This is a genomic window from Falsigemmobacter faecalis (assembly GCF_003863335.1).
GTDB classification, from domain to species: Bacteria; Pseudomonadota; Alphaproteobacteria; order Rhodobacterales; family Rhodobacteraceae; genus Wagnerdoeblera; species Wagnerdoeblera faecalis.
In genome coordinates, this window is record NZ_RRAZ01000011.1 from 1 (window position 1) to 22,307 (window position 22,307).

Sequence of the window (22,307 nt, forward strand, 5' to 3'; positions counted from 1 at the left end):
GGCCGCCTATAACTACGCCCGCCGGCTGAAGACCCTGAACGGCCTCACGCCTTACGAATACATCTGCAAAATCCGGACTTCAGAGCCAGGCCGATTCATCCTCGATCCGATCCACCAGATGCCGGGACTGAACACCTAAGCAGCAAAAAGTAATTTCCCGACAACAAAAGATCCGAGCATGGCCCTCGATGGCCCCCCGGGTCGTACGACCCTCGCGCAGGCTGCATAGAAAACGGAGAACCCTATATGCCGGAGCGCCCCTTCGAGAGCTGTCTGTCGAAGCGCAGAAAGGCTCCGACGCGCGGGGGAAGCAAAGCCTGGTTTTCCGGCCCCTGCTCAGCAGGACAGGCTGCTGCCACAGGGGCCGGTTTAGTCACAATCAGCCAGCGGGCAAGGCAGCTAAAACGCGGCTTATGCCGTACTGACCTCACGCAGTGCTTCTGTCTGGGGGTCGCGCAGAACGTAGCCGCGGCCCCAGACCGTCTCGATATGACTGTCGCCGCCCGTCGCCTCTGCAAGTTTTTTTCTCAACTTACAGATGAAGACGTCGATGATCTTCAATTCAGGCTCATCCATGCCGCCATAGAGATGGTTCAGAAACATTTCTTTGGTCAGGGTGGTCCCTTTACGCAAAGAGAGCAGCTCAAACATCTGGTACTCTTTTCCGGTCAGATGCACCGTCCGCCCTTCAACATCGACGGTTTTTGCGTCGAGATTGACGCAGATGCGACCGGTCCGGATCACGGATTGCGCATGGCCTTTCGAGCGTCGGATGATGGCGTGAATGCGCGCCACCAGCTCTTCGCGATGAAAAGGCTTGGTCAGATAATCATCCGCACCAAAGCCGAATCCTTTGATTTTATTGTCTGTATCATCCACACCTGAGAGGATCAGAATGGGCGTTTCAACCCGTGACAGGCGCAGCTGTCTCAGCACCTCATGACCATGCATATCGGGAAGATTCAAATCCAGAAGGATAAGGTCATAATCATAAAGGCGGGCGAGATCGATCCCCTCTTCGCCAAGATTGGTGCAATAGACATTCAGATTGGCGTGGGTCAGCATCAATTCAATGCTGCGCGCCGTGGCGGCGTCGTCTTCAACCAACAATATACGCATTGCGCGCTCCACACTGGTAAAACAATAGGATTAACCGTGACGGCAAAGAGTTAATCCTGTCTTACTCTGCCTGAGCTTTTAAAATTTACAACCTAAAGTTGCCTATACTTTTGCAGTGCGGTGACTTTGAGCGCCGCCTCACCATGGGCATGAACCGCCTCACTCCAGAGGTCGAATTCCTCCTCCGACAGGGCATAGCGCGCCAGCGCCTCTTCCCTGGTGATCAGCGCGTGATCGACCGCACGCACCACCAGCGCCTTGCGGCTGGCCACCCAGCGGCGGGTATCCGCGGGCGGCAGATCACCACGGCTGAGCACCGTTCCATCCGCCAGCGTCACCTGCCGCATCCCGTCAACCTTTTTCAAAAACATGGTCATTCTCCCACAGATGACCGAAATGTCGCGGCTCAGCCTTAAAGACCTCTGAAGCGGGGGGTTGGAGAATGCTGAGGATTTTCCTATATCCCTGCACATCTTTCGGAGTGAACCATGCCACGCGATGCCGAACTGCCCCTGAACTCGCTGGGCCTGCCCAAGGCCCCCGCTGACACCCGCGTTGTGGTGGCCATGTCCGGTGGCGTCGACAGCTCGGTCGTGGCGGCTGTGCTGAAAGAGGAAGGCTATGACGTCGTGGGCGTCACGCTGCAGCTTTATGACCATGGCGCAGCACTGGCGAAAAAGGGCGCCTGCTGTGCGGGCCGTGACATCCATGATGCGCGCCGCGTGGCCGAGCAGATGGGCTTTCCGCATTACGTGCTCGATTATGAAAACACCTTCCGCGAAGCCGTGATGGAAGAATTCGCCGAGAGCTATCTTGGCGGTGCGACCCCGGTGCCCTGCATCCGCTGCAATGAGCGGGTGAAGTTCCGCGACCTGCTGAACACCGCCAAAGAGCTTGAGGCCGATTGCATGGCCACCGGCCATTACATCCAGCGCATGGTCGGTGCGCAGGGCGCAGAGCTGCATATGGCGGCGGACGCCAACCGCGATCAGAGCTATTTTCTGTTCTCCACCACGCCGGAGCAGCTGGATTATCTGCGCTTCCCGCTGGGTCATCTGAAGTCAAAGGCCGACACCCGGGCGCTGGCGCAGAAATACGGCCTGCCGGTCGCGGATAAGCCCGACAGCCAGGACATCTGCTTTGTGCCGAACGGCGATTACGCCTCGGTTATTGAAAAGCTGCGCCCGGGGGCCTCGGATCCGGGTGACATCGTGGATATGCAGGGCAATGTTCTGGGCCGGCACCGCGGCGTGATCCATTACACCATCGGTCAGCGCCGGGGCCTCGGCATCGGCGGCCTCAGCGATCCGCTTTATGTGGTGCGGCTTGATCCGGCCAGCCGCCATGTGGTGGTGGGGCCGAAAGAGGCACTCTCGACCCGGCTTGTGCCGGTGAAGGAAGTGAACTGGCTGGGCGACGCGCCGCTGATGAGCCGCCCTGAGTGGCATATCATGGTGAAAGTCCGCTCGACCCGCCCCCCGCGTGAGGCGATCATCCGCCCGATCTCGGAAACCGAGGCCGAGGTGGAGCTGATCGCCCCGGAAGACGGGGTCAGCGCGGGCCAGGCCTGCGTCTTCTATGCGCCCGACAGCACCCGGGTGCTCGGCGGCGGCTGGATCTGGCGCGGCCGCTGATAACAGGCAATGACCGACTCTGCCGCCCGTTCTCCGGGGGGCAGACCACCCTCGCCCAGACGCTCCATGGTGAGGCGCATGGCGGCAAGCTGCGCCTGACGCTGCGTGCCATCGCCCAAAAGCGCATTCAGCGCCGGGGCGATGTGGTCCGCGCGGCACTCTGCGCCCAGGAATTCCGGGATGGCGCGGGTTTCCGAGACCAGGTTGACCAGCGTCACCGTGTCGATTTTCAGCATTGTTTTCAACATCATCCGGCTGACCAGCGACATATCATAGGCAATGACCATCGGCACGCCATTGGCCGCCAGTTCCAGCGAGACGGTGCCTGAGGCCGCAATCGCCGCCCCCGCCCCGGCAAAGGCCGCGCGCTTATCCTCCCGGTCGGTCAGGATCAGCGGCGGAACGGGCCAGGAGCTGCCCAGATCGCGCACCAGATCCTCAACCCCGCGCACGGTCGGCAGGACCACCCGCACGGGGTGCTCAAGGCGCGCCAGGGTCTCACCGATCACCGGAGCGAGGCGGCTGACCTCACCGCGGCGAGAGCCCGGAAGCGCGAGCAGCCAGGGCGCGTGCAGATCATATTTCGCCGCAAAGCCCGCGACCTCAGCCGCAGTCGCCCGCGGCTCTGCCACCACCGGGTGGCCGACGAAATCGCAGCTCATGCCCGCCGCTTCCATATAGGGCGGCTCAAAGGGCAAAAGCGCCAGCACATGATCGATCAGCGGCGCCATTTTCTGCGCCCGTCCCGGACGCCAGGCCCAGACGGAGGGCGCCACATAATGCACCGTGCGAAACCCCGGCCGCGCAGCGCGGACCAGTTTCGCCACCCGCAGGCAGAAATCCGGGCTGTCGATGGTGATCAAAATGTCAGAGCCGCTGTCCACCACCGCCTTTGCGGTCTCCGCGATGCGGCGCTTGAGGTGGAAATATTTCGGCAGCACCTCAGCGATGCCCATGATCGACAGCTCTTCCATCGGGAAAAGGCTCACCAGCCCCCCGGCCTCCATCAGCGGGCCACCGACGCCCTGATAGGGCAAGGGCCCCAGCCGCGCGGTCAGCCCGGCCATCAGCGCGGCCCCGAGCTTATCGCCCGAAGCCTCGCCCGCGATCACAAAGGGCTTCACTTCGCCCTCGCCCAGAGAAAGAGGCCAAGGCGGTCGGCTTCTGCGACCATGGCCTCACGCTCCAGCAGCAGGACATCGCCCGCCGCCCAGACGATGCCGCCCAGCCCCGCCGCATGGGCATTGCGCACCGTGGTCAGCCCAAGGGCCGGCAGATCGACATCGCGGCTCTGCCCCGGCTTGGCGGCTTTATAGAGAACCCCCTTTGCCCCCGCCGGATCGGGGCGCAGAGCGCCGCCGGTCTGGCGCACGAACTCCAGCATGGCATCGGTCCCCGGCAGGCTTTCCGCCGCAAGGCAAAGGCCCTGGGCCACCACCGCGCCCTGCCCGACATCGACCTGACCGAGGGCCGCCACGATCGCCGCCGCGCGTGAGGCATCCTGCTCATCGGCGGGTGACGGCCGGATCTGCGTCAGCACCCCGGCCTGCGGCAGCAGCTCGGGGGCCAGATCTTCGACCCCCGCCACCTGCAGACCAAACTCTGAGAAAATGCTGACGATTTCGCGCAAAGTTGCGTCATCCCCGGCCTGCATGGCCGCAACGAGGCGCGGCACCATCTGCGCGGTCAGCGGATCAAAGAGCGCCGGGTCCAGCCGCGGGCGCTGCATGGCCCCCGCAAGCGCGACCCGGGTGATGCCCTGATCGGTCAGCGTGTTCAGAAAAGGCACCAGCCGCTCAAAGTGAAAACTTTCCGCCGGCAGATCCGGGGTGACGCCCGCAGGCGCAAAGACCAGCGCATCGGGACGCGCGGCCTTGAGGGCAACCGGAAGCGCTCCGGTTCCGGCGATAATGGCAAAACGGCCGGACATGGCGGCTCCCTGATCAGGGCCCGGCTCCGGGCGCGGCTCAGGCCCTGGCCACAGACGCGGGCAGAGTTGAAACCGGGGCCGCAGCGGCCCCGGAAAACGTTAATGCGGCGTCAGGAACGAACGGTCCGAGGCCCCGAGGATGAACTCAACCACCTCACGCACTTCACCCGTCATCTCGCCCTCAGCGACGCGCTGTACGCGCTCCATGAAGGTGCCTTCGCCCTGACCCATGGCCTCATAGGCGGCGCGCAGAGCATGGATGCCCGCGCGGTCAAGACCACGGCGCTTCAGCCCGACGAGGTTCAGCCCGTCCAGCTGGCCGCGCGGCCCCTGCACGAGGCCAAAGGGCATGACGTCATTGGTGACCATGGTGACGGCCCCGATGATCGCACCGCGACCAACGCGGACGAACTGATGCACACCCGACAGACCACCGATGATGACATCATCGCCGATATGGCAATGGCCCGCGATGGCGACCTGATTGGCCAGCACAACGCGGCTGCCGACGATGGCGTCATGCCCGATATGAGCCCCGGTCATCATCAGCACGTCATCGCCGATCTGCGTCAGCCCGCCGCCGCCTTCGGTCCCGGTCGAGAGCGTGGCCCCCTCACGGATCCGGCAGCGTTTGCCGACCACCAGACGGGTGCGCTCGCCGCGGTATTTCAGATCCTGCGGCTCACCACCGACGGAGGCGAAGGACCAGACGATGGTCCCCTCTCCCACTTCGGTCACGCCCGAGACCACCGCATGGGGACGAAGCTCGACCCCCCGGGCCAGCGTCACTTCCGGCCCGACGACCGCATAGGCGCCAATGCGGCACTCCGGGCCGATCACTGCCCCCTCTTCGATGACGGCAGAGGGATGGATCACTGCCGAGGGGTCAATCGACATGGCTCAGCCCTTCGGAACGTCGAACATGGCGGTGAAGATGCTTTCGCAGGCGACTTCGCCGTCGACCTTTGCAACGCCTTCAAATTTCCAGACCCGGCCACCGCCGCGCAGGGCTTTGACGTGCAGTTCCAGCACATCCCCCGGCACCACTTTGCGGCGGAATTTCGTGCTGTCGACGCCCATAAAGAAAACGCGGGCGTTTTTATCGACGAGATCCATGGTCAGACCGACCAGCACACCGGCGGTCTGCGCCATGGCTTCCACGATCAGAACACCCGGCATCACCGGCATGCCCGGGAAGTGCCCGGTGAAATGCGGCTCGTTATAGGTGACATTCTTGATGCCCACGCAGCTTTCGCCCGGCACCACATCGCGGACTTTATCCACCAGCAGGAAGGGATAGCGGTGCGGAATGATCCGGGTAATGAGATCCAGATCGGCTTCAAGGCGCGGCGTGTCAGTCATCAGAAATCCTCATGGCGGCGCAGCGGACTGCGCCTCTCTGGCCTGGATAACAAGTCAGGCCCCGCCTGTCCAGAAGGGGCCTCAGGGCTGCGGCGGTGTGGCCGGGCCGGCCTCCGGGGGGGTCAGGGCCTCTGTCCCGGCGGCATCCTCGCCAATTTCGGCATCCATCCGTGCGATCAGCGCATCCGTGATGTCGATGCCGCGGAAGGCGATGATGATCGCATCTTCGGCGATAATGGCATAAAGCCCGCGCTCGCGCATCAGACGCGTCAGTATATCGTTACTCGTCACGCTGAAGCGGCGGCGATCGGCATCATGATCAAGATAAAGCGCGCGCTCTTTATCGGCCTGGCTGCGACGATAGCTCTCAACCTCGGCGTTGAACTTATCGGCCAGCCTGCGAAATTCCTCAGGGCTCAGGACATTGCGCTGGCGTGTCAGCTCAAGCTCGCGCGCCGTCAGCGCCGCCTCAATCTCGCGGTTTTCCGCCGCAAGCGCGATCTGCGCCGTCTCAAAGCGCTGAATCATCGCCTGGCCAAAGCGGCTGCCGGCGAAAAGACGCGCCTCATTCAGCGTGCCGAACTGCACCGCAGCGCTTTCCTCAGCAAAAACACCGCCGCCCGTCAGGGCCGCGGTGAAAGCAAGCCCGCTCAGGGCCTGGCGCAAAGGCCGATGCATCAGAACTTCGTCGAAATCGAGATGTCGAAGCGCTGTTCTTTGTCGCCTTCCGCCATTTTCAGCGCTTTGGCGAGGTTGAAGCGCAACGGACCCATCGGCGTATCCCACAGCAGCGAAACGCCGACCGAGGAGCGCAGCTTGCGGCTGTCGTCCACCGTCACACCGCCCGCAGCCGTGTTGTCGAGGCCCCAGACCGAGCCCACGTCAAAGAAGGCCGCGCCGCGCATCTTATATTCTTCCGGCAGACCCAGCGGGAAATCCGCCTCAACCCGCGCCACGGCATAGTAGTTGCCGCCCAGCGGGTCATTGCGCCCGTTGCTGATGTCGCGCGGACCCATGCCGAAGGGCTCAAAGCCACGCATCTTGTCGCCCATGAAGAAGCGCTCAAGCACCCGCAGATCGGTGCCGCCACGGGCATGCACGGCCCCCGCTTCGAGTTCGGCGCGCAGACGCAGATCGCCGTTGAAGAATTTCGTCTCAGAGCCTGCGAAAATCTCAGATTTGAGATATTTCAGATCGCTGCTGAGGCCGAAGAAGTCCTGGCTCAGACGGAAGACATAGGCCGTGCGGCCCTGCAGACCATCGCGGCGGTTGTCAAAGCTGAGGGTATAGCCGGGGCCTGCGTAAACCTTGGTGCCGGCGGCCGCCTCATCGGCCAGAAGGCCGGTTGCGGGCAGCGTCGGCGTGGCCGGATCACCTGGCACATTGCGGATACCCGATTTGCCAACCGTCAGACGCGTCGTCAGGCGGGTGTTTTCCGCAATCGGGAATTCCAGCGAGGTGGCCAGCTGCACCGTGCGGCTGTCCCAGGTCGCGTAATTGGCCTCAGTCTGCTCATAAAGACCCGCGACCGAGAACCGCAGATCGCGGTCCAGAATGGAGGGATCGGCGAAGGTGAAAGACGAGGTGGCGTTATTGGCCCCAAGGTTCAGGTCCACGGCAACATATTGACCGCGGCCGAGGAAGTTGGCTTCCGACAGACCGACCGTCAGGCCGACGCCGTCGGATTTACCGTAGCTTGCCCCAAAGGAGAGCGAGCCGGTCGGCTTTTCCTCAACGGTCGCTTTCACGATGACGCTTTCCGGGGTCGAGCCTTCCGAGGCCTCCACATTGGCGGTCTCAAAGAAGCCAAGCGCGCGGATACGTTCGGCGGCTTCGCGCACTTCGCGGGCGTTCAGCGGATCGCCTTCGACGCTGCGGAACTGACGGCGGATCACCTCATCCGAGGTGGTGGTATTGCCTTCAATGTCGATGCGCTCAACGAAGATCCGCTCCCCACGGGTCAGCGCGAAATCGACGTTCAGAACCCGGTTCCGCTCATCGCGCTTGATACGCGGCTCAACGCGCAGGAAGTTGATCCCCTTGCGACCGGCCAGCGATTCCATCCGCGCGATGGCGCTTTCAATCTCGGAGGGCGAATAAATCGCCCCCGGCTTCAGACGCAGCAGCGGGGCGAATTCATTGACATCCAGCCCCGCGATTTCCGAGACCACACGGGTCGTGCCGAAACGGTACTGCAGACCTTCGCGCACCGTAAAGGTGACGAAAAAGCCATCCTGCTCGCGCGCCATTTCGGCGGTCGCATCCTGGACCTGCATGTCGATATAGCCGCGCGAGTGGTAGAAATCGCGCAGAAGCTGCTTGTCGATCTCAATACGGTCGGCGTTATAGCTGTCGCGCGAGATGATGGCGCGCAAAAGACCGGCCTGCTTGGTCTGCAGCACCTGGCGCAGACGGCGGTCGGTGAAAGTGCGGTTGCCAACAAAGCTCAGCCGCTCAATTTCTGAGACGCGGCCTTCGGCGATTTCAAAGACCAGATCGACGGTGTTATTGCCGCGCGGAATGACCTTAGGCTCAACGCGCGCCGCAACGCGGGCGGTGTTGAAATAGGCCTCAGCGATGGCGGCGGCATCGGCCTCAGCGGTCGCGGGCGAATAGAAACGGCGCGGCTGCGAAGAGATGCCCTTCAGCAGATCTTCCGATTTGAGGCGCTTGTTGCCCTCAAAGTTGATCACCGAAATCGCGGGCAGTTCTTTGACGGCGATCACAAGCGTATTGCCGCGCGGCTGCAGAGTGACGCTCTCAAACAGGCCCGCATTCATCAGGCGCTGGTAGACGTCATTCATCTCCGCAGCGCTGAGGCTGCGGCCGCGGTTGATTTTGGCATGACCGAGGATCGTGCGGGCATCCACACGCTGGTTGCCCTCAATCGTCACATTGGAAAAGCTGTAGGCCTGCGCATAGGCCACCACCGGAACAATGGCTGCAACACTGCCTGCCGCCATCACACTGGCCAGAAGACAGGACCGAAGGCGCGTTGCAGATCTGCCGGTTGCCCGCTTGCTGAAAAGGCCGTTCATCCGTCACTCTCCCGGTCGTCCGTTTCCAGACTGACTAACTGAGGCGGTACGGCTTGTCAAAATGCTTAAAGGAAAAACCACATATCCTGCGCGGCTATGGCAGCCAGACCACAGCCTCCAGGGGGAACGCTCAGGAGAGCCGCATCCCGTCCAGCAGCAAAAGCGCGACCGTCAGGCACAGAAAAAGCAGCCCCGGCACCAGAATGCGGTCCAGATTGACATCCAGAAACAGCCGCAGGCGGTTGCGTTCAGAGCGGTTTTTCAGCGCAAGCCCGGTCATGTCACCCTCATCCGTAAATGCTCACGTCCGCAGAAGACCTGCGGGCGTGAGGGTGATGACAGCAAATTGTGGCCGCTCCTGGGCATCAGGGGCAGAAAAGATCGTTGCTCAGCGCAAAAATCATCAGGCTCAGCAGGATTGTTAACCCCGCCGCCATCAGGCCGCGCAAAGCCCGCTCTGAGGGCGGCTTGCCGGTCACGGCCTCCCAGGCGTGAAACACCAGATGGCCGCCATCCAGTACCGGGACCGGAAAGAGGTTCATCAGACCCACCGCCGTCGAAAGCATCCCGATAAACCAGATAAAGGTAAACGACCCCTGCGCCGCCGCATTGCCCGAGCTTTGCGCAATGCCCAAAGGACCGCGCAGATTGCAGCTGGAAATCGCGCCCGTCACCATATGCCACATGCCCGAAAGCGAGGTCTTGATGATGGTGCCAACCTGAGAGGCGCTCATCTGCAAAGCCTCAAGCGGGCCGGCGCTGCGGGTCTCGGGCACAAAGACCAGACCGCCGGTCACACCGATCAGCCAGCGGGTCTCAAATCCGCCTTCTGCGCGCGGCACATCCATGCGTTTCGGCGTCAGCACCACGTCAAGCACCGCGCCGTCGCGCCAGAGCTGCAGCGCAACCTGCGAGCCCTCGGCCGCAGCCACATAATCCCGCAGCTCCGTGAAAGACGAAATCGCCGCGCCATTCACCGCGAGGATGACATCCCCTGCCCGCAGACCGGCCTCCTGGGCCGGGGAATCAGGGTTCACCTGATCGGCGCGGGGCGGAAAGGGGAACGGGCCGGTGAGTTGGAAGATGCGGCCTGCCCGCTCGACGCTGTAGTCCGCCGAAGGGGCGGGCGGCAATTCCGTGGCAAGGGTCGCAAATTCGCGCAGATCCGCCACCGGCCTGCCGTTCAGCGCGGTGATCAGATCGCCCTCCTGCAGGCTTTCTGCCCCGGGCATCGGCTTGATCTCACCGATCCGCGCCTCATCAGTGGCAATGCCGACCGAGAGCGCGATGCCCGCAAAGATCAGCATCGAGAAGATAAAGTTGAAAACCGGCCCTGCCGCCACCGTGGCCGCCCGCGCCCAGAGCGGCGCGCCATGCATGGTATCCCGCGCCGCCTCAGGGCTGAGCGCGGACATCATCTCTTCGTCGCGGCCCGAAGCCGCATCGGCATCGCCTTTGAACTTCACAAAGCCGCCCAGCGGCAGCGCCGCAATCTGCCAGCGGGTGCCGTGACGATCAACCCGCGAGAAAATCACCGGGCCAAAGCCCAGCGAAAAGACATCCGCCTTAATCCCGCACCAGCGCCCGACGATATAATGGCCATATTCATGAATCGCGACGATGACCGACAGCGCCGCGACAAACGCCAACAGCGTTCGCAGACCACCGCCGAAATCGGGAAACTGGGCGAAAAATTCCATAGACCGTCCTCAGATCTGGTGACGGGCAATCAGCTCCGTCGCAGTGACGCGGGCAAAGTGGTTCATCTGCAGCACCTTCTCAAGGCTGTCTGCCGCAGTTCCATAACCACTTTCCCGCGAGCAGGCCGACAGCGTCGCCGCCACCACCCGCGCCATATCGGTAAAGCCGATCTTTCCGGCGATAAAATGGTCAAGAGCGATCTCTTTTGCGGCATTAAAGACCGCGCCCGAAAGCCCGCCGGTCTTCATCACCTCATCCGCCAGCGCCAGCGCCGGGTAGCGCGCCGGGTCCGGGGCCGCGAAAGTCAGCTGACCGAGCTTCACCAGATCCACCCGCTCCACCGGCAGAAAGCGCCGCTCCGGCCAGTGCAGCGCAAAGCCGATGGCGTGGCGCATATCGGGCGCGCCCAGATGCGCCATCATGGCCCCGTCATTGAAGGTGACCAGCGCATGAATGATCTGCTCGCGCTGGATCACCACGTCGATCTGATCGGCCTCAAAACCAAAGAACTCTTTGGCCTCAATGATTTCCATGGCTTTGTTGAACATGGTGGCGCTGTCGATGGTGATGCGCTGACCCATGGCGAAATTCGGATGCGTCGAGGCCTCGGCCACGCTGGCACTGGCCAGCTTGTCCATCGGCCAGTCGCGGAAGGCGCCGCCCGAAGCGGTGATGGTGACACGTTCAACGGTTTCTGAAGTATGCCCGCCAAGGCATTGAAAAATGGCGGAATGCTCAGAATCAACCGGCAGAATTTCCGCGCCTGAACTTTCGGCCGTTTTCATCAACAGCGGCCCCGCGCAGACGAGGCTTTCTTTATTGGCCAGCGCCAGCGCGCCGCCCCGCGCCACCGTGGTCAGCGAGGGCACCAGCCCCGCCGCACCGACAATCGCGCTCATGGTCCAGTCGTTCGGACGCTGCGCCGCGTCGCGGATGGCCTCCGCCCCGGCGGCGACTTCGGTGCCTGTGCCTGAGAGAAGGTCCTTCAGCTCGTCATAACGGCTCTCATCCGCCGTCACCGCAAGTGCGGCACGATGGGTCTTCGCCTGCTCTGCCAGCAGCGCGATATTGCGCCCGCCGGTCAGCACCGCGACCTGATACTCCTGCGGCGCGCGGCCAATCAGATCGAGCGTATTCACCCCGATCGAGCCGGTCGCCCCGAAAATCGCAATTGAGCGCATATTCAAAAGGCCCCCACGGCCCGGAAGTAGACAAGATGCTGCACCACAAAGACCAGCATGGCCGCCAGCAGCAGCGCATCAAAGCGGTCCAGAAAGCCGCCATGGCCGGGGATCAGGTTCGAGCTGTCCTTGATCCCTGCCCGCCGCTTCAGCCAGCTTTCGAGAATATCCCCGAGCTGCCCGGCAAAAGCCACCAGCGGCGACAGCCAGATCAGCGCAGCAGGGGTGCCGGCCCAAAGATGAAAGCCCGCCCCCACCAGGGCCGCCCCGATCCAGCCCGCAACGGTGCCGGACCAGGTTTTTTTCGGGCTGATCGCGGGCCAGAATTTCGGCCCGCCAAATGCGCGCCCGGCGAAATAGCCCGCGACATCCGAGACGATGATCACGGCCAGAAGCCACAACAGCGGCGTCACGCCACTGACGCGCAGCGACACCAGCCCCGCGCCCGCCAGCATGATCGCCAGCGCATAAGGCACCGCGACCCATTTCATCCGGCGCGGCGTGAACGCAAAGCCCAGCGGCACGATGAAAAGCGCCAGCAGCATCACAGGGCCGCCCTGGATCAGCATCCCGCCCAGCGACAGCACAGCCAGCAAGGCCGCAGCGATATGCTTTTCGGGGCTGTCATCGGGCGCCGTAATACGGGCCAGCTCCCAGATCATCAGCGCCGTAACCAGAACCACCAGCACCGACCAGACCGCGCCGCCAAGCGCAATCGCCACCGCACCCACCGCGATCATCACGACCGCAGAGAGCACACGGGCGCGCAGATCGCCCCAGTTTCCAGAGGACATCAGGCCAGGGCTCCGCCAAAACGCCGGTCGCGGGTGCCGAACCGGTCGAGGATACGGCCCAGCTCTTCGGCGGTGAAATCCGGCCAGAGCGTGGGCGTGAATTCATATTCGGCATAGGCCGCCTGCCAGAGCAGGAAGTTCGACACCCGCGTCTCACCGCTGGTGCGGATCACCAGATCGGGGTCGGGGATGTCATGGGTATCCAGCGCGCGGCAGAAACTCTCTTCCGAGATCTCAGCGCCTTCCGCAGCGAGGCGGCGCATGGCGCGCAGCATCTCGTCGCGGCCGCCGTAGTTGATCGCCACGGTGAGATTGAGCCGGCTGTTGCCGGCGGTCTGCGCCTCAATGTCGCGCATCAGGCCCTGGAGGTGGTTCGAGAGCCGCGAGCGGTCGCCGATAAAGCGCATCCGCACCCCTTCGCGGGCGAGTTTCACCGCCTCGCGCTGGATGTATCGCGAAAAGAGGCTCATCAGACCAAGGACTTCCTCGGTCGAGCGTTTCCAGTTTTCGGTGGAGAAGGCATAGAGCGTCAGCCAGCGCACGCCGAGATCGGGGGCTGCCCCCACGATATCGCGCACCCGCTCGACGCCGCGGCGGTGACCCACCAGACGCGGCCAGCCGCGCCCGGTGGCCCATCGGCCGTTGCCGTCCATGATGATGGCCACATGCTGTGGCCGCTTGGCTGTCTCAGACGGCATCCGGGCCTCTCCTCCGAGCGGACCTTAAATCTGCATGATTTCCTGTTGTTTGGCTTCAAGAGCCTTATCAACGGCGGAGATCATCTTGTCGGTCAGCGACTGGATTTCGTCAGAATACATTTTCTGATCGTCTTCCGGCATGCCGGCGGTTTTGGCCTTTTTGACCTGATCCATCCCGTCGCGGCGGACGTTGCGGATCGAGACGCGGGCACCTTCGGCATATTGCGCGGCGACCTTGGTCAGCTCTTTGCGGCGCTGCTCGTTCAGCTCGGGGATCGGCAGCATGATGATGGTGCCATTGGTCTGCGGATTGATGCCAAGGCCCGACTCGCGGATGGCTTTTTCAACCTTGCCGACCATGCCCTTGTCCCAGATATTGATGGTCACCATCCGCGGCTCGGGCACGTTGACGGTGCCGAGCTGGTTGACCGGGGTCATCTGGCCATAGGCTTCGACCTGGACAGGCTCAAGGATATTGGCGGAGGCGCGACCGGTGCGCAGCGAGCCAAACTCGGTGCGCAGCGAGGACATGGCGCCTTCCATGCGGCGTTCGAGGTCATCGAGATCAATGTCGAGATCGTCGGACATGGGGATTTCCCTCTTTTGGCCACAGCCGGGCTGTGGCGACGTAGCTTTGGTTCGTTCTAGCCCCGTGGCTTACGGAAAGTCAAAGGGAACGGATATGAAAAGGCCGGGGGCGCTGCCCCCGGACCCCCGGAGTATTTTTAAAAAGCCAAAGACAGATCAGCCTTTGACCGTGGTGTAGGTGCCGCGTCCGGCCAGAATGCCGCGGAAGCCGCCCGGCTCATCGAGCGAGAAGACGATGATCGGGAGTTTGTTGTCGCGCGAGAGCGCGATGGCGGTGGCATCCATGACGCCGAGGTTTTTCTCGAGCGCTTCGTCGTAGGAGACGGTCTCATAGCGCACGGCATCGGGGAATTTCTTCGGGTCTTTGTTATAGACGCCGTCCACTTTGGTGCCTTTGAAGACGGCTTCGCAGCCCATCTCATTGGCGCGCAGGGTCGCTGCGGTATCGGTGGTGAAATAGGGGTTGCCGGTGCCGGCGGCGAAGATGCAGACGCGCTTTTTCTCAAGGTGGCGCACGGCGCGGCGGCGGATATAGGGTTCGCAGACCTGATCCATCGGGATGGCCGAGATCACGCGGGTGAAGACGCCGAGGCCTTCGAGGGCCGATTGCATGGCGAGGGCGTTCATCACCGTGGCGAGCATGCCCATATAGTCTGCGGTGGTGCGCTCCATGCCCTGGGCGGAGCCTGCGAGGCCGCGGAAGATATTGCCGCCACCGATGACCATGCAGATCTCAACGCCCAGATCGTGGCAGGACTTCACCTCTTCGGCGATGCGCTGCACGGTCGGGGGGTGCAGGCCGAAGCCCTGGTCGCCCATCAGGGCCTCGCCCGAAATCTTCAGCATGACCCGCTTGTAGGTCACACCGCCGCGTGCTTCATCCGCCCCGGTGATGGTGCTCATGCCCTGGCTCTCCGTCTTAAATCTGTTCGCTGTGACAGGCGGCTGTGGTCGGTTGCACAGACTGCCTGGTTGACTGGCGCGCAAAATGGTCGAAAACGGCGTAATGTTCAACGATCTTCCTGACCCTTTCGCGCGGTTCCTGCGCGATGTTCCGCCGGAAAAGCCGGTTCTGATCGCAGGCCCCACCGCCAGCGGCAAATCCGGGCTGGCTTTGCGGCTGGCCGAAGCGCAGGGCCGCGCGGTGGTCAATGCTGATGCTTTGCAGGTTTATGACAGCTGGCGGGCGCTCTCGGCGCGGCCCTCTGCTGACGAAGAAAACCGTGTGGCGCACCATCTCTATGGCCATGTGGGCCGCGAGGAAGACTATTCTGCGGGGCATTGGCTGCGGGAGGTGGCGCAGTATCTCAAGCGCGATCCGCGTCCCGTGATCGTGGGCGGAACGGGGCTGAACTTCACCGCGCTGACCGCAGGGCTTGCCGAAATCCCGCCGGTGCCGGCGGAGATCCGGGCGCAGGCCGATCATCGGCGTGCGACCGAAGGTCACGAGGGGATGCTGCGCGATCTGGACCCGGAGACCGCCGCGCGCATTGATCAGCGCAACCCTGCGCGGGTGCAGCGCGCCTGGGAGGTGCTGCGCACCACCGGGCGCGGGCTTGCCGTCTGGCAGGATGAGACGGGTCCTGCGGTTCTGCCGCCGGAGCGCGCCCATACTCTGGTGCTGATGCCCGAGCCGGAGTGGCTTGGGCGCCGGATTGATCAGCGCTTTGATCAGATGATTCGCGACGGCGCGCTGGAGGAGGCCCGCGCGGTGCTTGCTCATTGGGATCCGGCGCGGCCCTGGGCGCGGGCCATCGGGGCACCGGAACTGATCGCGCATCTGCGGGGCGAGATGACCCTGCAGGAGGCGCGCGATGCCGCCTGCACCGCCACCCGGCAATATGCCAAACGGCAGCGGACCTGGATGCGCAACCGTCTGGGTCACTGGCCGGTGATCCCGCTGCCGTGAGCTTCCTCTCGGGGCGGCAAAGCGCTAGAGTGGCCAGGTCTTTCCTGCCGGAGCCTGCTCATGTCCCGCCGCCCTGCCCGACCTTCGGCCGCGCCTCTCACGGGCGCTGCGAGCCGCAGGGGCTTTTTACAGCTCAGCGGGGCTGCGGGTCTGGGGCTGCTGATGAGCGGTGGCGGCGCGCAGGCCGCACTCCCGCAGAGCGGCGGGCGGATCCGGGCGCAGATGTCGCTTTCGGCGCTGCGCGATCCGATGCTGGCCACCCGGTCGCAGATGACCAATTTCACCCGCGGCTGGCTGGAATATCTGCTGGAATATGGCACCGACGGGCGGTTTCATCCGAAGCTTCTGGACAGCTGGGAGGTGTCTGAAGACACGCTCACGGTGCGGCTGCAGCTGCGGGCCGATGTGCGCTGGTCGAGCGGCGAGGCTCTGACGGCGGAGCATATCGCCTTCAACCTGCGGCGCTGGTGTGAGACGCGGGTGGCGGGCAACTCCATGGCCGTGCGCGTTGCAGCGCTGATTGATCCTGAGACCGGGCGGGCGGCGGAAGGCGCGATCCGGGTCGTAGATCCGCGGCACCTCGAGCTGAGCCTGCGCCATCCGGACGCCACGCTGATTGCGGGTTTTGCGGATTATCCGGCAGCGATCGTGCATCCCGGTTTTTCGGAAGAGACCATGCTCAGCGAGCCGCTGGGCACCGGCCCCTATCTGCCTGAGAGCTATGAGCCGGGCAAACGCGCCGTTCTGCGCCGTGAGGATGCCCATTGGTGGGGCCGCGGGACGGGCGCTTTCGCCGCGACGATCGAATATATCGACACCGGCGCCGCTCCGGGGCGGATCTCGGAGGCGGCCGCCAGGGGCCGGATCGATCTGACCGATGACACCGCTGCAGATCTTGCCCAGGAACTGGCGGGGCTTGGCTGGAACCCTTCGGTTATGGCAAGTGCGGCGACGATGACCGCGCGGTTCAATCTGCGCGATCCGCTGTTCCAGGACCGCCGCGTGCGCGAGGCGCTGACGCTGATCACCGACAACCGCGTGGTGCTGGAGCTGGGGCTTGCGGGGCGCGGCTCAGTGGCCGGGAATGACCATGTCTGGCCCGGGCATCCCGATTATGCCCCCCAGCCGCCGCTGCCCGAGCCGGACCGCGCGCGCGCGCTGGAGCTGTTGCGGGAGGCGGGGCTGGAGGAGCATGAGTTTGAGCTGATCTCCATCGATGATGACTGGCAGGCGCTGAGTGCCGATGCCATCGCGGTGCAATGCCTGGATGCCGGGGTGAAGGTGCGCCGCAGGCGGCTGCCGCTGGAGACCTTCTGGGAGGGCTGGCGCGCGCATCCCTGGTCGGTGACCGAGTGGAACATGCGCCCGCTGGGGATTCAGTCGCTGGCGCTGGCCTATCGCAGCACCTCGGCCTGGAATGAGACGGGCTTTGCGGATCCCGAGTTCGACCGCCTGCTGGACCAGGCGCTGGCGATCCGCGATGACACCGCGCGCCGCCCCGTGATGGGCGAGCTGCAAAAGCGGCTGCGCGAGAGCTTTGTGATTATTCAGCCCTTCTGGCGGGATCTGAGCCTGCACAGCGCGCCGCAGATTTACGGCGCGCAGGTGCATCCGATGTTTGAGCATCACCACACCACCTGGTGGCGCGACCCCCCGGTCGATCCGGAGGGCGCTAAAGACTGAGCCCCGGGGCTCAGTCCTTTTTCAGATCCCAGGCCACGGTGTAATCGCCAAGGACCCGGCGCAGGGCGTCTTCGCTGATGCCGGGGGCCGCTTCGATCAGCGCAACCAGACCGCGCTTTTTATCCTCAGAGACAGAGGCCACTTTCGCGGCCAGTCCCGCCTCTGAGAGGGCGGCATCATAGACGCGGGTGATGGCGAGACGGCGCAGGTCGGGCTTGAAGATCTTGCCCACTGCGGTCTTTGGCAGCTCCGGCAGGATGCCGATAAATTTCGGCACTGCCGCGCGCTCGGTGATGGCCGAGGCCGCAAAGGCTGCGAGGTCTTCGACTTTGGTCTCGGCCCCGGCGATCAGTTCAACATAGACACAGGGCAGCTCGCCCGCGCGCGGATCAGGCTGGCCGATGGCCCCGGCAAAGGCCACGCTTTCATGCTTCAAAAGCGCATCCTCAATCACGGCGGGGTCGATGTTATGGCCGCCGCGGATGATCAGATCCTTGGCGCGACCCGTGATCCAGAGATAGCCATCCTCATCCATCCGCCCCAGATCACCGGTGCGCAAAAAACGCCCCTCGGCAAAGAGATCGCGGTTTTTATCCACCTCGGTATAGGTGGAGCCTTCAAAGACACCCGGGTTTGAGACGCAGATCTCGCCCACCTCATCGGTCTCGCATTCGCGAAAGCCTTCGGCGGTTTTTTGCAGGATTTTCACTTCCGTATAGGGGAAGGGTATCCCGACAGATCCGACTTTCTTCGCCCCCTCAATCGGGTTCACCGAGACCAGACAGGTGCATTCGGTCAGCCCGTAGCCCTCGGCAATCTCTACTCCGGTGGCCGCTTTGAAGCGGTTGTAAAGCTCAATCGGCAAAGGGGCCGAGCCGGAAATCGCCATCCGCAGGGTCGAGACATCGGCATCCACCGGGCGCTGCATCAGCGCCGAGATCGCGGTGGGGACCGTGATCATGAAGGTAACCTTATAGCGCTCGATCAGCTTCCAGAAATTGTCAAAGACGCCGTCCCCGCGATAACCGGCGGGCGTCGGGAAGATCACATGTGCGCCCGAAGCCAGCGCACTCATCAAAATGGGATAGGCCGCAAAGACGTGAAAGAGCGGCAGCGGGCAGATCAGCACGTCTTTGGGCGTGAAGAGGAAATGCCCGCCGAGCCAGCCGTTATAGATCATCCCGGAATATTTATGCTGCGCCACCTTCGGCATGCCGGTGGTGCCGCCGGTGTGGAAATAGGCGGCCACGCGGTCACTGGTGCTGTCGGCAAAGCTGAGGCGGTCGCCCGGCTGCGCCGCACAGGCCGCGCGGAAATCGAGCACCTTTGCGCGGTGGCTGACCGGGTTTTTCGGCCGGATCAGCGGCACGATGACATTCTTCGGAAAGCCGAGATAGCCGTTCAGATCCACCTCAAGCACCGTCTGCACGCCAGGCGCCAGGGTGAGGGCCTGAGCCACCTTCTGCGGCACATCGGTTTTCGGGAAAGCCTTCAGCGTGACGACGACTTTCGCTTTCGTCTCGCGCAGGATGGCCGCGATCTGCTCGGGCTCCAGCAGCGGGTTGATCGGGTTGACGATCCCCGCGACCGAGCCCGCAAGCAGCGTCACCGCCGTCTCAAGGCTGTTGGGCAGCACATAGGCCACCACATCTTTTTCACCGACCCCAAGGCTGCGGAAGAGATTGGCGGCGCGGGTCACACGGGTCAGAAGCTCGCCCCAGGTCACGCTTTGCGAGCGGTCCTGTGCGGTGGTGGCGGTCAGCTGAAAGGTCAGGGCCGGGCTTTGCGGCAGTCGCTTTGCGACATCGGCGAGAAAGCCATAGATCGTGGCAGGCACCTGCCGCGCAGTCCACGGCATCTCTGCTTCAACAGCCTCACGGTCCGCAAGCGTGGCAAATCTGGCCATATTCCCCCCCATTTCAGTCTCGCGCGGCTCCCCGACCGCTCCTTTGTGAGCCTGGGCAGAAAGCCATCATCGCGCAAGACATGACGCAACGGGAGGTCGCGGAGACCGCGCGGCATTTTGCCCCGCGCGGTCCCTCAGGATTACTTCTGCGGAATGCGCAGCATCTGGCCCGGGTAGATCTTATCCGGATGGCTCAGCATCGGGCGGTTCGCTTCAAAGATCTCATTGTAGCGGTTCGCATTGCCCAGGGTCTTTTTGGCAATAGCCGAGAGCGTGTCGCCTTTGACGACGGTGTGGAACACCGGCTCATCGGCCAGATCGCCGTCGACGTTTTCCGCCTCCACCGAGGCCACACCGGCGACATTGCCGACCGCAAGGATCAGCTTTTCTTTGACTTCCTGGCTGATGGCATTGCCTTTGACGATGACCTTGTCACCCTCAACCGCGAAATCCACGCCGCTGGCGTCGAGGCCAAGGTTTTTGACCTCTTCTTTCAGCGCATCGACCTTCGGGGCTTCCGCGGCTTCCGCCTGGCCACCGAAAAGCGATTTTCCTGCGTCTTTCACAAAGGACCACAGACCCATAAACACACTCCCTGACAAAACCGGATCATCCCGGCATATGCGCGGAGTTTTGCGCCGCAGCCCGCCAAAAGCAACTGCTCCTGGCGGGGGGTATGCCTGCCCTGCGAAAGATCGCTCAGGAAAACTGCAGGCTGGCCAGACGCGCGTAAAGCCCGCCTTCGGCCACCAGTTCGTCATGGGTGCCGGTGGCGATAATGCGGCCCTGATCCATCACGACGATGCGGTCCGCCTTGCGCACGGTGGCCAGGCGGTGCGCCACCACCAGGGTGGTGCGGTTTTGCGACAGACGCTCCACCGCTTCCTGGACCAGACGCTCTGATTCTGCATCGAGCGCTGAGGTTGCTTCATCAAGCAGCAGCACCGCCGCGTCGCGCAGGATCGCACGGGCGATGGCGATGCGCTGTTTTTGCCCGCCCGAGAGCATCATCCCGCGCTCACCGACTTCGGTGTCATAGCCTTTGGGCAGCGCCATGATGAAGTCATGCGCCGCCGCAGAGCGCGCCGCCGCCTCAACCTCAGCCCGGCTGGCACCGGGGCGGCCAAAGAGGATATTTTCGGCAATGGTGGTGCCGAAAATCACCGGATCCTGCGGCACCAGCGCCAGGGCCTGACGGTAATCCGCCCGGGTCATCTCGCGCAGATCGATGCCATCAAGCCGGATGGCGCCCTGCTGCGGATCATAAAAGCGCAACAGAAGCTGCAGCATGGTGGTCTTGCCCGCGCCCGAGGGACCAACCAGCGCCACGGTCTCGCCCGGACGCACGGTCAGCGTCACCTCGCTCAGCGCCGCCTGATCGGGGCGCGAGGGGTAGCGGAAACCAAGGTTCTCAAAGCGGATCTCACCTTTGACCACGGCGGGCAGTGCCACCGGGTTCTGCGGATCAGAGACAGTGTCCTCAGACGACAGCAGCTCACTCAGCCGCTCAGAGGCCCCGGCGGCGCGCTGCAACTCGCCCCAGATTTCCGACAGCGCCCCGACAGAGCCTGCCACCAGCACCGCACAGATCACGAATTGCACCAGCTCACCGGCCGTCATCGCGCCGTTGCGCACGTCATTCGCACCGATCCAGAGGATCCCGACGATCCCCGAGAAGATCAGGAAAATCACGATCATCGTCATGAAGGCCCGCGCCCGGATCCGCCGCATGGTGACGTCAAACGCCCGCTCGGTCAGCGTGCCAAAGCCCTGGCGGCTCTCGGCTTCATGGCTGAAGGCCTGAACGGTCTGCACCGCCAGCAGCGCCTCGGATGCATTGCCCGAGGACCGCGCGATCCAGTCCTGCGCCTCACGCGACAACCCGCGCAGACGGCGGCCCAGGAAGATGATCGGCACCACCACCAGCGGCACCAGCAGCAAAACCAGCCCCGTCAGCTTCAGCGAGGTCAGCGCCAGCAGCACCAGCCCGCCGAACAGCGTCAGCACATTGCGCAAAGCCACCGAGACCGACGAGCCGATGACCGAAAGGATCAGCGTGGTATCGGTGGTCAGACGGCTGATCACCTCGCCCGTCATCATCTTCTCATAGAAGGACGGCGACAGACCCAGCACCCGGTCAAAAAGCGCACGGCGGATATCAGCGACGACGCGCTCACCCAGCCGGGTGACCAGATAGAACCGCGCCCCGGTGCCAAGCGCCAGCAGCGCCGCAAGCCCCACGGCGATCAGGAAATAGCGGTCGAGAATCTCGGCACCCTCACCGAAGGCATCGACGACGAAACGCACCGCCAGCGGCAGCGCCAGCGAGACCGAGGCCGTGACCACAAGCGCCAGCCCTGCCCCCAGTGCCGTCAGCCGATAGGGCGCAAGATAGGGTCCAAGCACCCGCAGCGCGCCGACACGCTTTGAGCGGGCCCGTTCGGTCACCGGTTCTGTCATCTCTGGATCAGCCTTCGCGTCATTATCCGTGCCCCCGTTTAGGCATCTCCCGCCGTCCGGACAAGGTCTGCGGCTGTCCAGATGGTCGCAGCCGCAGTGCCAAAGAAATACAGTGCCGGACGACCCTGCAGAATTATGCGTCAGGACGCCGCGTCACACACTATTTGCACAAGTTTTGCGCAATAATGATGCGTATATCAGCCATGCCGCAAAATTTATATGCGATGGGCAAAGCGTCATCTTCACATTGCCCAAAAAAGGGATTAGCGCCCCTCAGGTCCGCCCATGTAACAGGCGAAAGTGA

The 22,307-nt window shown here is 63.4% G+C and carries 21 protein-coding genes and 1 pseudogene; 4 read left to right on the forward strand and 18 right to left on the reverse strand.

Annotation, left to right across the window (positions count from 1 at the left end; all coding sequences use genetic code 11):
* Positions 1-139, forward strand: a pseudogene (locus EG244_RS08745) (IS481 family transposase); the annotation flags it as partial.
* Positions 140-411: 272 nt separating this feature from the next.
* Here the strand turns inward: EG244_RS08745 and ctrA are convergent.
* Positions 412-1,119 carry a response regulator transcription factor CtrA gene (gene ctrA / locus EG244_RS08750; protein ID WP_124964630.1) on the reverse strand — a complete coding sequence of 236 codons (708 nt, stop codon included), beginning with the start codon at positions 1,117-1,119 and terminating at the stop codon, positions 412-414.
* Between the two features lie 92 nt (positions 1,120-1,211).
* Positions 1,212-1,490: a CtrA inhibitor SciP gene (gene sciP / locus EG244_RS08755; RefSeq protein WP_124964631.1), complete on the reverse strand. Its 279-nt coding sequence runs from the start codon at positions 1,488-1,490 to the stop codon at positions 1,212-1,214.
* A gap of 117 nt (positions 1,491-1,607) precedes the next feature.
* Between sciP and mnmA the strand changes: the two genes are divergently transcribed.
* On the forward strand, positions 1,608-2,753 hold the full coding sequence (gene mnmA, locus EG244_RS08760; RefSeq protein ID WP_124964632.1) for a tRNA 2-thiouridine(34) synthase MnmA: 1,146 nt from the start codon (positions 1,608-1,610) through the stop codon (positions 2,751-2,753).
* On the opposite strand, the gene lpxB is transcribed toward mnmA, so the two are convergent.
* The 13 genes from lpxB to pyrH form a co-directional block, all read right to left on the reverse strand.
* Entirely contained in the window at positions 2,696-3,877 is a 1,182-nt protein-coding gene (gene lpxB, locus EG244_RS08765) for a lipid-A-disaccharide synthase (protein WP_124964633.1), read from the reverse strand. The two genes, mnmA and lpxB, sit on opposite strands and share 58 nt — an antisense overlap.
* On the reverse strand, positions 3,874-4,683 hold the full coding sequence (locus tag EG244_RS08770; protein ID WP_124964634.1) for an LpxI family protein: 810 nt from the start codon (positions 4,681-4,683) through the stop codon (positions 3,874-3,876). Before EG244_RS08770 ends, lpxB begins: the two co-directional genes overlap by 4 nt.
* Positions 4,684-4,782: 99 nt before the next feature.
* On the reverse strand, positions 4,783-5,580 hold the full coding sequence (gene lpxA / locus EG244_RS08775; RefSeq protein ID WP_124964635.1) for an acyl-ACP--UDP-N-acetylglucosamine O-acyltransferase: 798 nt from the start codon (positions 5,578-5,580) through the stop codon (positions 4,783-4,785).
* A 3-nt stretch (positions 5,581-5,583) separates the two neighbouring features.
* Entirely contained in the window at positions 5,584-6,045 is a 462-nt protein-coding gene (gene fabZ / locus EG244_RS08780) for a 3-hydroxyacyl-ACP dehydratase FabZ (RefSeq protein ID WP_124964636.1), read from the reverse strand.
* Positions 6,046-6,126: 81 nt separating this feature from the next.
* Positions 6,127-6,723, reverse strand: a complete 597-nt coding sequence (locus tag EG244_RS08785; protein ID WP_124964637.1) for an OmpH family outer membrane protein — start codon at positions 6,721-6,723, stop codon at positions 6,127-6,129.
* Positions 6,723-9,008 carry an outer membrane protein assembly factor BamA gene (bamA, locus tag EG244_RS08790; RefSeq protein WP_124964751.1) on the reverse strand — a complete coding sequence of 762 codons (2,286 nt, stop codon included), beginning with the start codon at positions 9,006-9,008 and terminating at the stop codon, positions 6,723-6,725. The genes EG244_RS08785 and bamA overlap by 1 nt, the downstream gene beginning before the upstream one ends.
* A gap of 205 nt (positions 9,009-9,213) precedes the next feature.
* The gene (locus EG244_RS20395) at positions 9,214-9,363 is read right to left on the reverse strand and encodes a hypothetical protein (RefSeq protein ID WP_158617279.1); all 150 of its coding nucleotides are present in this window, start codon (positions 9,361-9,363) and stop codon (positions 9,214-9,216) included.
* Between the two features lie 85 nt (positions 9,364-9,448).
* Positions 9,449-10,783, reverse strand: a complete 1,335-nt coding sequence (rseP, locus tag EG244_RS08795) for an RIP metalloprotease RseP (RefSeq protein WP_124964638.1) — start codon at positions 10,781-10,783, stop codon at positions 9,449-9,451.
* Positions 10,784-10,792: 9 nt separating this feature from the next.
* On the reverse strand, positions 10,793-11,965 hold the full coding sequence (dxr, locus tag EG244_RS08800) for a 1-deoxy-D-xylulose-5-phosphate reductoisomerase (protein ID WP_124964752.1): 1,173 nt from the start codon (positions 11,963-11,965) through the stop codon (positions 10,793-10,795).
* 2 nt (positions 11,966-11,967) lie between these two features.
* Positions 11,968-12,759, reverse strand: coding sequence for a phosphatidate cytidylyltransferase (locus tag EG244_RS08805; protein WP_124964639.1), 792 nt, complete (start codon positions 12,757-12,759; stop codon positions 11,968-11,970).
* Positions 12,759-13,457 carry a polyprenyl diphosphate synthase gene (uppS, locus tag EG244_RS08810; protein WP_124964640.1) on the reverse strand — a complete coding sequence of 233 codons (699 nt, stop codon included), beginning with the start codon at positions 13,455-13,457 and terminating at the stop codon, positions 12,759-12,761. Before uppS ends, EG244_RS08805 begins: the two co-directional genes overlap by 1 nt.
* A gap of 24 nt (positions 13,458-13,481) precedes the next feature.
* Entirely contained in the window at positions 13,482-14,045 is a 564-nt protein-coding gene (frr, locus tag EG244_RS08815; RefSeq protein WP_124964641.1) for a ribosome recycling factor, read from the reverse strand.
* Positions 14,046-14,201: 156 nt separating this feature from the next.
* The gene (gene pyrH / locus EG244_RS08820; protein ID WP_124964642.1) at positions 14,202-14,948 is read right to left on the reverse strand and encodes a UMP kinase; all 747 of its coding nucleotides are present in this window, start codon (positions 14,946-14,948) and stop codon (positions 14,202-14,204) included.
* Positions 14,949-15,051: 103 nt separating this feature from the next.
* On the opposite strand from pyrH, the gene miaA reads away from it, so the two are divergent.
* A complete protein-coding gene (gene miaA, locus EG244_RS08825) occupies positions 15,052-15,954 on the forward strand; it encodes a tRNA (adenosine(37)-N6)-dimethylallyltransferase MiaA (protein WP_233588954.1) in 903 nt (300 codons plus the stop codon).
* 60 nt (positions 15,955-16,014) lie between these two features.
* Positions 16,015-17,637, forward strand: a complete 1,623-nt coding sequence (locus tag EG244_RS08830; RefSeq protein WP_124964644.1) for an ABC transporter substrate-binding protein — start codon at positions 16,015-16,017, stop codon at positions 17,635-17,637.
* A gap of 10 nt (positions 17,638-17,647) precedes the next feature.
* Here the strand turns inward: EG244_RS08830 and EG244_RS08835 are convergent, their stop codons facing one another.
* The 3 genes from EG244_RS08835 to EG244_RS08845 all read right to left on the reverse strand — a co-directional run bounded on the left by EG244_RS08835 (position 17,648) and on the right by EG244_RS08845 (position 22,003).
* Positions 17,648-19,543 (reverse strand): acyl-CoA synthetase, encoded by a 1,896-nt coding sequence (locus EG244_RS08835; protein ID WP_124964645.1) that lies wholly within the window; start codon positions 19,541-19,543, stop codon positions 17,648-17,650.
* Positions 19,544-19,683: 140 nt separating this feature from the next.
* On the reverse strand, positions 19,684-20,127 hold the full coding sequence (gene lysM / locus EG244_RS08840) for a peptidoglycan-binding protein LysM (RefSeq protein WP_124964646.1): 444 nt from the start codon (positions 20,125-20,127) through the stop codon (positions 19,684-19,686).
* 115 nt (positions 20,128-20,242) lie between these two features.
* Entirely contained in the window at positions 20,243-22,003 is a 1,761-nt protein-coding gene (locus EG244_RS08845; protein WP_124964647.1) for an ABC transporter transmembrane domain-containing protein, read from the reverse strand.
* Positions 22,004-22,307 lie beyond the last annotated feature (304 nt).

What these genes read in the sequence shown, in the direction of transcription:
- ctrA (WP_124964630.1), bottom strand. Translation starts at nt 1,119, where the DNA reads ATGCGTATATTGTTGGTTGAAGACGACGCCGCCACGGCGCGCAGCATT.
- sciP (WP_124964631.1), bottom strand. Translation starts at nt 1,490, where the DNA reads ATGTTTTTGAAAAAGGTTGACGGGATGCGGCAGGTGACGCTGGCGGAT.
- mnmA (WP_124964632.1), top strand. Translation starts at nt 1,608, where the DNA reads ATGCCACGCGATGCCGAACTGCCCCTGAACTCGCTGGGCCTGCCCAAG.
- EG244_RS08770 (WP_124964634.1), bottom strand. Translation starts at nt 4,683, where the DNA reads ATGTCCGGCCGTTTTGCCATTATCGCCGGAACCGGAGCGCTTCCGGTT.
- lpxA (WP_124964635.1), bottom strand. Translation starts at nt 5,580, where the DNA reads ATGTCGATTGACCCCTCGGCAGTGATCCATCCCTCTGCCGTCATCGAA.
- fabZ (WP_124964636.1), bottom strand. Translation starts at nt 6,045, where the DNA reads ATGACTGACACGCCGCGCCTTGAAGCCGATCTGGATCTCATTACCCGG.
- EG244_RS08785 (WP_124964637.1), bottom strand. Translation starts at nt 6,723, where the DNA reads ATGCATCGGCCTTTGCGCCAGGCCCTGAGCGGGCTTGCTTTCACCGCG.
- bamA (WP_124964751.1), bottom strand. Translation starts at nt 9,008, where the DNA reads ATGGCGGCAGGCAGTGTTGCAGCCATTGTTCCGGTGGTGGCCTATGCG.
- EG244_RS20395 (WP_158617279.1), bottom strand. Translation starts at nt 9,363, where the DNA reads ATGACCGGGCTTGCGCTGAAAAACCGCTCTGAACGCAACCGCCTGCGG.
- rseP (WP_124964638.1), bottom strand. Translation starts at nt 10,783, where the DNA reads ATGGAATTTTTCGCCCAGTTTCCCGATTTCGGCGGTGGTCTGCGAACG.
- dxr (WP_124964752.1), bottom strand. Translation starts at nt 11,965, where the DNA reads ATGCGCTCAATTGCGATTTTCGGGGCGACCGGCTCGATCGGGGTGAAT.
- EG244_RS08805 (WP_124964639.1), bottom strand. Translation starts at nt 12,759, where the DNA reads ATGTCCTCTGGAAACTGGGGCGATCTGCGCGCCCGTGTGCTCTCTGCG.
- uppS (WP_124964640.1), bottom strand. Translation starts at nt 13,457, where the DNA reads ATGCCGTCTGAGACAGCCAAGCGGCCACAGCATGTGGCCATCATCATG.
- frr (WP_124964641.1), bottom strand. Translation starts at nt 14,045, where the DNA reads ATGTCCGACGATCTCGACATTGATCTCGATGACCTCGAACGCCGCATG.
- pyrH (WP_124964642.1), bottom strand. Translation starts at nt 14,948, where the DNA reads ATGAGCACCATCACCGGGGCGGATGAAGCACGCGGCGGTGTGACCTAC.
- miaA (WP_233588954.1), top strand. Translation starts at nt 15,052, where the DNA reads ATGTTCAACGATCTTCCTGACCCTTTCGCGCGGTTCCTGCGCGATGTT.
- EG244_RS08830 (WP_124964644.1), top strand. Translation starts at nt 16,015, where the DNA reads ATGTCCCGCCGCCCTGCCCGACCTTCGGCCGCGCCTCTCACGGGCGCT.
- EG244_RS08835 (WP_124964645.1), bottom strand. Translation starts at nt 19,543, where the DNA reads ATGGCCAGATTTGCCACGCTTGCGGACCGTGAGGCTGTTGAAGCAGAG.
- lysM (WP_124964646.1), bottom strand. Translation starts at nt 20,127, where the DNA reads ATGGGTCTGTGGTCCTTTGTGAAAGACGCAGGAAAATCGCTTTTCGGT.
- EG244_RS08845 (WP_124964647.1), bottom strand. Translation starts at nt 22,003, where the DNA reads ATGACAGAACCGGTGACCGAACGGGCCCGCTCAAAGCGTGTCGGCGCG.